Origin of the sequence: Streptomyces sp. N35 (assembly GCF_016464295.1) — a bacterium.
In the GTDB taxonomy this organism is placed as follows: Bacteria; Actinomycetota; Actinomycetes; order Streptomycetales; family Streptomycetaceae; genus Streptomyces.
The window spans coordinates 136,916-144,731 of record NZ_JAEIMH010000009.1; the positions used below are offsets into that span (position 1 = coordinate 136,916).

Here is a 7,816-nt window from a genome sequence, read left to right on the forward strand (position 1 = left end):
CGGGGCTCCGCCGGGGGGCGCCGGAGGGGCCGCCCGCCCGGGAGGCGCCGGCACGGGCCCACCTTGCGTTTGTGCGCTCTCTGCCCGTTCGCCGCGCCGTCCCTCGTATGGGCGCATAACGTGGCAGATACGGATCTCCCGGGCCGGAATCCCGCGTGTGCATCCCGAGCCGGAATCCCGAGCCGAAGATCCGAGCCGGATCCCCGAAGCAGGAGGCAGAAGCCATGCCCGCATACCCGCTGGGCGCACCGTGCTGGGTCGACGCGATGTTCCCGGACCTCGACGCCGCCAAGTCCTTCTACAGCGAGCTCTTCGGCTGGACCTACACCGAAGGCTCCGCGGAGTTCGGCGGCTACACCCAGGCGTTCGCCGACGGCAAGGCCGTGGCCGCCGTCGTGCCGCAGATGCCGGGCATGGAGGAGCAGCCGCCCGCGTGGAGCCTGTATCTGGCGGCGCCCGATATCGAGGCCACGACCGCCGAGATCAAGGCGAACGGCGGCACCGTCGTCATGGACCCCATGCAGGTCGGCGAGTTCGGCTCCATGGTCGTCGCGCAGGATCCCGGCGGCGTGTTCTTCAGCGTCTGGCAGGCCGGTGCGCACCAGGGCTTCGAGAAGGTCAACGAGCCCGGAGCCTTCTGCTGGGCCGAGGTCACCACGCGTGACCCGGACGCGGCGGACGCGTTCTTCCCCGCCGTCTTCGGCTACAACGCCCAGCGGATTCCCGACGAGACCATCGACTTCACGGTGTGGGACCTGGGCGAGGACCCGGTCCTCGGGCGCTTCAAGATGACCGAGGACTTCCCGCCGGAGGTCCCCTCGCACATCAACGTCTACTTCGTGGTCGAAGACTGCGACGCCGCAGTCGAGACCGTCAAACGCCTCGGGGGAGAGGTCCACATCGGCCCCATGGGCAGCCCCTTCGGCCGCTTCGCTTCGGTGACGGACCCGCAGGGCGCCGCGTTCTCCGTGATCGACGTGGCGACCATGGAAGGCGATATGCCCGATCTGGGATGACAGTTCAGGCATACGGTGGGGTGCGGGCCGAGTGAGGGCCGCACCCCACCGCCTTGTGCGGACCCGAAATCCCGTGCACCCGGGGACGATCTCCCCGATCCGATGCATCATGCTTGCCAGGCGCGCCCGCCGATCAAGGCGCCGCGGACCGTACGGCAAGGGGGAACACGGGTGAACCGTTACGAGCGCCACGGCGAACTGCTCCGCCTGCTCGCCGAGCAGCGCCAGCTCGACGTCGAGTCGGCGGCCAAGGACCTGGACGTCTCCGCGGCCACGATCCGCCGCGACCTCGACCAGCTCGCCGAGCAGGGCCTGTTGATCCGCACCCGCGGCGGCGCGATGCCCAACGACGTCACCTACGACCTTCCGCTGCGCTACCGCTACGCCCGCGACTCCGTCGAGAAGGAACGCATCGGCCGGGCCGCCGCGGCACTGGCCACACGGGGCATGGTCGTCGGCATCAACGGCGGCACGACCACCACCGAAGTCGCCCGCGCCCTGGCCGCCCGCCCCGACCTCCTGGAACGTGAACCGTCCGACGGTCCCGCGCTCACCCTGGTCACGAACGCCCTGAACATCGGCCACGAGTTGGCGGTGCGCACCCACATCAAGGTCGTCACCACGGGTGGCGTCGCCATGGCGCAGTCGTACGAACTCGTCGGCCCGCTCGCCGGGTTGATCCTCAAGGAGATACGCCTGGACATCGCCTTCATCGGCGTCGACGCCCTCGACCCCGAGCGCGGTGCCAGCGCCCGCAGCGAACACGAGGCCAGCATCAACGCCCTTCTCGCCGAACAGGCCGACCGCCTGGTCGTCGTCGCCGACTCCAGCAAGCTCGGCATCCAGGCCTTCGCCCGCATCTGCCCGCCCCAGGCGATCGACACGGTGGTCACGGACGACCGCTCGCCCGAGAAGGCCAAGGCGTTCGAGGAGCGGGGCATGACCGTGATCCAGGCATAGAACCTGCCGTGCGGGTCGGTCCCTGTCAGCCGACGGGCGGCAGGATGATGCAGGTCGTGGTCGCGTGCGCGATCAGCTTCCCCTGCTCGTCGAGGACCTTGCCCTCGGCGGTGGCCGTACGCCGTCCGGCGTGGATGACGGTGCCCTCGGCGGTGAGGGTCTGGCCGTCGGTGCGGGCGGACCGGATGTAGTTGACCTTGAGTTCGAGCGTGGTGTACCCAGTGCCGGCGGGCAGCGTGGTGTGCACGGCGCAGCCCATCGCGGAGTCGAGCAGGGTGGCGGCGATCCCGCCGTGGACGCTGCCGAGGGGGTTGGCGAAGTCCGGGCGGGTGTCGAGCGAGAGGACGATACGGCCGTGCTCGACCTCGTCGAAGCGCATCCCGAGCAGGCGGCCGATGGAGGGCACGTCGGCGGGGCGTTCGGTCTGCACCCAGCGCATCAGCTCCAGGCCGGTCATGGCGGTGAAGTCGGTGGTCGTCACGGTGGTTCTCCTTGCACGGTGCTGTCGTCCCGCCGCGAGCGGCGGCGGGACGGACGTCGGACGGGATGAGGCTCGATGTGGTCCGGGACGCTGCCACGGCGGGCTCTTCGGGGCAGCGCGTGTACGGCCGGCCGGTGCTCGTCAGCCGAGCGGGGCGGTGGTGTCGCGCAGAGCGGCAAGGGCCGGGGCGTACATACGGGCCTTGATGGTGCCGAGGGTGTCGCCGGCCTTGTTCACCTGAGCCTGGGCGAGTTCGACGGCGGTGGTGCGTACGGCGTCCTCGGTGACCGCCCGGTCGACGATGCCGGCGGGCGCGGCGTCGGGGGCGCCCGAGCGGCGGGCGGTGACCATCGCCTCGTGCGCGGTCCCCGGCGCGAGACGGGACTGGATCAGGGCGGACATGCCGGGAGTGAACGGGATGTTGATGTCGGCCTCGGGCAGGCACCAGTAGCCGCGGTCGGCCCGCATCACGCGGAAGTCCTGGGCGAGCGAGAACATCGCGCCGGCCGCGAAGGTGTGCCCCTGCAGCGCGGCCACGGTGACGACCGGCAGCGACAGCATCCGCGCGAAGAGCTCATGGACGGAGACGACATAGTCCTGGTGCCGGTCGGCGTGGGCGAACAGCCAGTCCAGGTCGAGCCCGTTGGAGTAGAACTTGCCGCTCGCGGCGGTCACCAGGGCGCGCGGGCCTTCCGCCTTCTCCACCTCGTCCAGCGCGGCGCCTACGGCGGTGAGCCAGTCGGGGTGGAAGCGGTTCTCTCCGTCTCCGAGGTCGAGGACGAAGACGTTGTCCTGACGGTCGAGCGAGGGCATGGCGACTCCTTCGGGCATGGCGGCTTCTTCGTACAGCGGTTACGGCCGGGCCGGCGGCGCGGCACCGGGCCGGTCGCGCAGGGCATGGTGGAGCAGATCGTGGATCTCGGCGGCGGCCCCTTCGATCGGGGCGGTGCTCTGCTCGGCGCGGCACATGATCACCGCGCCTTCGACCGCGGCGATGATGAACGCGCCCAGCCGGCGGCTGCGTTCCTCGGTCAGGCCGTGCCGGACGAAGAGGGCCGCCAGGGCTTCCTGCCAGCGGGCGAAGACAGCGGCGGCCGAGCGGGCGAGCTGGGGCGCGTCGTCGTTGGTCTCGACGGCCACCGCCACGATCGGGCAGCCGGCCCGGAACTCGCTCTCCACGAGCCGGTCGCGCCACAGCAGGAAGAACGCGTCGACGGCCTCCACCGGATCATCCGCCCGCACGGCGGCGTCGATCAGGCCCGCGATGAAGTCCCCTGCGAGCGCCACCGCTTCATCGATGAGCTGAGCCCGTCCGCCGGGGAAGTGGTGATACACCGAACCCCTGGGGGCGCCGCTGTGGGCGAGCACCCGGTCCACGCTGGTCGCGCTCGCCCCGTACTCGCGCAGCAGTGCGGCGGCACTGAGGATCATCCGGTCACGGCTGTCACTTCTGCGCGGACTCACGCACCCGCCCCCTTCCGGCGACCGGGCAGCCCCGGTGGGCTACCTATCGGTAACTTATGGGCTATGGCATAGAACATGCAAGAGGTGGATCCGACCGGAGGCTGCCTCCGTTCGCATCAAGTAACTCGGGTACACCGCAGAGGCGTTGGGGCGGTGGCTGCGGGCGATGGAGGAGTACCGCGGCGCCTTCACCCCCGGCCGCACAGGCAGGACGACGCAGGCGTGCGGGCCCGCCTCCTCCCCGAGGAGACGGGCCCGTACGGTTCGGTCGCGCCGCTCAGTACGTGGTGGGCAGGTGCTTGTAGCAGTACGTGTCGCCGCCCACGGACTTCAGCAGGGCATTGCCGGTCTTCTTGCCCACGATGCCGTCGTACGGCCTGACCTTGAAGTCCTCCTGGAAGGCCTTCACCCAGGCCTTGGTGTAGCTGCCGTACTTGCCGTCCTCCTCGAGGGCGGTGCCGTAGGTGCGGTTGATGATCCGCTGGACGCACCACACACCGCTGCCGGACGAGCCGTGGCTCAGGGTGGGCGCGCCCGGGCGGGCCTCGGCGGCGGTCGTGGTCATCAGGCCGAGCGTGCCGGCGGTGACGGCGGCGGCCGCGAGACCGGCCTTCAGACGGAGACTGCGCATGGGGTTCCTCCCCGTGTCGGCGGGCGGCCCGGTGCCGCCCGGCTTGGTGGAACGACCGTGCCCAGGCCGCGCCGCCGAGGGCGATGCATCTCATCCTCGGCAGGACCTTGGGTCGGTACGTCGACGGGGGTGGACCATGACCCGCTGGAAGCCGTTGCCCGGCGCGCTGCCGGAACGTGAGCGACAACTCGCCGTCCAGCTGAGGAGGTTGAAGGACCGCGGCGGCCTGAGCTTCACCGCGCTTGCCGCGAAGACCTCGTACAGCTCCTCGTCCTGGGAGCGCTGTCTCAACGGAAAGAAGCCCGTGCCGCGCGAGGCCGTGGAGGAGCTGGCGCGGCTGTGCGGGGCGGATGCGACACGGCTGCTCGTCCTGCACGAGGCGGCGACCGCGACCGCGTCCGCCGACCGGACACCGCATCCACCGCCCTTGCCGGCGACCGGAGATGCCCGGCGCACGAGCATGGCGCTCATGTCCCGTAGGGAGGCAGATGCCGTTCCTGCGGGGCACCCGGCCGACGAACCGCCGCCCCAGGCCCGCTCCGCGCGCGGTGGCACCCTCGCCGTGGCGCGGACCGTACGCGGTCGCCTCATTGCCGGAGCCCTGATCGCCACCGCCTTCGGCGCCGGGCTCCTCGTCGGCGCCCAGTGGCTCGGCGCCGGGGAGCGGGCCCCCGCGACCACCGCCGAGTACCGCGTCGGCGCCACGTACGCCTGTGAAAACGTCCACCACGACGGCCGGTTGTACACGGGCCACAGCGCCACCCGCGAGGCGCTGCTCGAGCCCGCGATCTGCGCAGCACCGCACTGCCGCCGCGCGACGCGGTCGAGGACCTGTGCCGCGTCGCGGGGGCAGAGGCCGCTCTCGCCACCACCCTGGCCTTGAACCTGACGCTGCCGACGACCGGCGGCGACACCCGCCCCGCCACCTTGCCACCCTCTGCCGCCCCGGGTTGCACAGGCCGTACATGCGAAGGCCAGGACCCCGTGAGCATGGGCTGCGGCGGAGCGGACATGGTCACCACACTCGCCACGCACACCGCGGGCGACCGCCGTGTGGAACTCCGCTACGGCAAGCCGTGCGCCGCGGTCTGGGCGCGCGCCACCCATCTGCACAAGGGGGGCCGGGTCGACGTGACCCTGCAGGGCAGGCCATCGCAGCGGATCGTCTCGCAGGGCGGTCCGCGCTATGCGGCAACTCCGATGACAGCCGCCACGGTCGATCCCTCCCGCGCCACCGTCTGCCTGCCCCCGGCCGAAGGCGCCCGCCGCTGCTTCACGGCCGGCACCGAATCCTGACGCCGCGGGCCCCTGAGCGCGGAGGTCAAGCCGAGGCGTCGCCCCGCACGCCTGCCGTCAGATACCCGAGGACCATGTCCCCGAGCATCGCGCGATAGTGCTTGCGCCGCCCCGGCTGGGTGAGGTCGCGGTCGAAAAGTGCCTGGAACGTATGGCGGTTGGCGACGCGGAAGAAGCAGAACGAGCTGATCATCGCGTGGACGTCGATCGCGTCCACATCGTCACGGAAGACACCCTCCGCGCGCCCGGTCTCGAGGATTCGCCCGATGACCTCGATCGCGGGGGAGTTGAGTGAGCGCAGATGCTCGGAACCCGCGACATGTTCGGCCCCGTGGATGTTCTCGATGCTCACGAGCCGGATGAAGTCGGGGTGGGCCTCATGGTGATCGAAGGTCAGCTCCGCGAGCCGGCGGATCGCCGCCACCGGATCCAGATGCTCGACGTCGAGCTTCTGCTCCTGGGTGCGGATCACCGTATAGGCGCGTTCGAGTACGGCTGTGAAGAGCTGTTCCTTGCTGCCGAAGTAGTAGTAGATCATCCGCTTCGTGGTGCGCATCCGGGCGGCGATCTCGTCCACGCGCGCCCCGGTGTACCCGGCCCGGGCGAATTCGTCCGTGGCCACATCGAGAATCTCGGCCCGGGTGCGCGCCGCGTCCCGGGTACGCCGCGAAGGGGATTCGGTCGGCTGCGCGGCGGCCATGCGGCTCCTCGGGTACGGACGATGCGGCGCCGGCCAGTCTAGCTTCGGGGGCGCAACGCGCCGCAGGGCCCTCGGACGCGTGCGGGCGGCTTGTGAGCACGGCTTGTCAGTGGCGGTTTGCATACTGCCCCCGAGCGGACATCCGGCGGAGGGGGCGATGGTGCGGACCGTGTACGACGGTGAACTGAGCGTCAGCCACAGCCAGTTCTATGTGGAGAGCCGGCCGGACTCAGGCGGGCGCGAGCGGGTCGATCCGCTGGCGGGCCAGAGCAACGGCCTGTGCGGTGCTGCTGTTCCCGGCTACCTGATCATGACGACGGGCCTGCATACGGGGAGGGTCGGGCTGAAGGTGGAGGTGCACGAGGCCGAGCCTCCGTTGGTCGAGGAGCCGTGGGAGGAGATCGTCGAGGCCTCGTTCCGCCCCGTCTCCTCGGACACCGCGATCTTCCCCTGGGGCGACGGGAGACTGTGCTCGCTCGACCTGCCCCTGGTCGACCACAGGGTCCGCTACTGCGGGCTGGGGATGGAGCTGTCATGGGACGACGAGACCGCGGTCCTCGAAGGCGGGCCCCCGGTCGATCACTACCTGCTGCAGTTCTGGCCGGCACCACCTGCTCCGGACAGAGTGATCAAGCAGACGACCCGGAGCGCTGACCACTGGCACCAGTACGCTCGGAGCAGGCCGCCCGGGCCGACAGCCGAGGAGCTGGCCGAGGCCGAGCGCACGCGACGCGCCATCATCCGCGAGGCGCACCGGCAGCCGCAGGAGTGCGGGTGGGGCGACCGGGAGCCGAGCCCGACGCTGCGTGAGGTCGGCGGCAACAAATGGGGGCTCATCCCCTTGGACCGTGATCTGCTGGACGCCGTCGACTCGGCTGCTCCCGCAGTCCAGCGCGAGATCGCCGACTGGGCGCTGTACCGCGCGCTCGCCGCGTCCGGCCTCGACAGCTTCCGCGAATTCACCCGTGCCCGGATGTTCCTCCGCAGGCGCGTCGCGCTGTCGACCCCGTTCCAAGATCCCGACGGTGCCTGGTACTGGTTCTTCGAGCAGAAGAACCTCCCGACGACCTTCGTGGACTCCGTGGACTCAGCGGACGCCGCGGACTCCGTGGACGGAGCGCGGCACGGCGTGCGACAACAGGCCATGGCCATGTCGGCGCTCTTCGCCGCGGCGGAGGAGGACCCCCTGCGCGCCGCCCTCGACACCCTGTACGCCACAGCCCGTACCTACGGCAACACCTACCCGGCCCTCCTCGCCGAGGTGCGGG

The 7,816-nt window shown here is 70.9% G+C and carries 10 protein-coding genes; 5 read left to right on the forward strand and 5 right to left on the reverse strand.

Features of this window, described 5'->3' with window-relative positions:
* Window positions 1–224: 224 nt before the first annotated feature.
* Both JAO81_RS07805 and JAO81_RS07810 read left to right on the forward strand, forming a co-directional pair.
* Window positions 225–1,016 carry a VOC family protein gene (locus JAO81_RS07805; protein ID WP_199547036.1) on the forward strand — a complete coding sequence of 264 codons (792 nt, stop codon included), beginning with the start codon at window positions 225–227 and terminating at the stop codon, window positions 1,014–1,016.
* 171 nt (window positions 1,017–1,187) lie between these two features.
* The gene (locus JAO81_RS07810; protein WP_307813227.1) at window positions 1,188–1,976 is read left to right on the forward strand and encodes a DeoR/GlpR family DNA-binding transcription regulator; all 789 of its coding nucleotides are present in this window, start codon (window positions 1,188–1,190) and stop codon (window positions 1,974–1,976) included.
* A 25-nt stretch (window positions 1,977–2,001) separates the two neighbouring features.
* Here the strand turns inward: JAO81_RS07810 and JAO81_RS07815 are convergent, their stop codons facing one another.
* The 4 genes from JAO81_RS07815 to JAO81_RS07830 all read right to left on the reverse strand — a co-directional run bounded on the left by JAO81_RS07815 (window position 2,002) and on the right by JAO81_RS07830 (window position 4,552).
* The gene (locus JAO81_RS07815) at window positions 2,002–2,457 is read right to left on the reverse strand and encodes a PaaI family thioesterase (protein WP_199547038.1); all 456 of its coding nucleotides are present in this window, start codon (window positions 2,455–2,457) and stop codon (window positions 2,002–2,004) included.
* Window positions 2,458–2,598: 141 nt separating this feature from the next.
* Window positions 2,599–3,270, reverse strand: a complete 672-nt coding sequence (locus JAO81_RS07820) for an enoyl-CoA hydratase-related protein (RefSeq protein WP_199547057.1) — start codon at window positions 3,268–3,270, stop codon at window positions 2,599–2,601.
* 39 nt (window positions 3,271–3,309) lie between these two features.
* Window positions 3,310–3,921, reverse strand: coding sequence for a TetR/AcrR family transcriptional regulator (locus JAO81_RS07825; protein ID WP_307813228.1), 612 nt, complete (start codon window positions 3,919–3,921; stop codon window positions 3,310–3,312).
* 277 nt (window positions 3,922–4,198) lie between these two features.
* The gene (locus tag JAO81_RS07830; RefSeq protein WP_199547039.1) at window positions 4,199–4,552 is read right to left on the reverse strand and encodes a peptidoglycan-binding protein; all 354 of its coding nucleotides are present in this window, start codon (window positions 4,550–4,552) and stop codon (window positions 4,199–4,201) included.
* A gap of 136 nt (window positions 4,553–4,688) precedes the next feature.
* Between JAO81_RS07830 and JAO81_RS07835 the strand changes: the two genes are divergently transcribed.
* Window positions 4,689–5,435 (forward strand): helix-turn-helix transcriptional regulator, encoded by a 747-nt coding sequence (locus JAO81_RS07835; protein ID WP_199547040.1) that lies wholly within the window; start codon window positions 4,689–4,691, stop codon window positions 5,433–5,435.
* Between the two features lie 44 nt (window positions 5,436–5,479).
* Window positions 5,480–5,848: a DUF2690 domain-containing protein gene (locus JAO81_RS07840; RefSeq protein ID WP_267912987.1), complete on the forward strand. Its 369-nt coding sequence runs from the start codon at window positions 5,480–5,482 to the stop codon at window positions 5,846–5,848.
* Window positions 5,849–5,873: 25 nt separating this feature from the next.
* Here JAO81_RS07840 and JAO81_RS07845 read toward each other — a convergent pair whose 3' ends face one another.
* Window positions 5,874–6,548, reverse strand: coding sequence for a TetR/AcrR family transcriptional regulator (locus JAO81_RS07845; protein ID WP_199547042.1), 675 nt, complete (start codon window positions 6,546–6,548; stop codon window positions 5,874–5,876).
* A 157-nt stretch (window positions 6,549–6,705) separates the two neighbouring features.
* Between JAO81_RS07845 and JAO81_RS07850 the strand changes: the two genes are divergently transcribed.
* On the forward strand, window positions 6,706–7,816 hold a 1,111-nt coding region (locus JAO81_RS07850), incomplete at its 3' end, for a hypothetical protein (protein WP_199547043.1).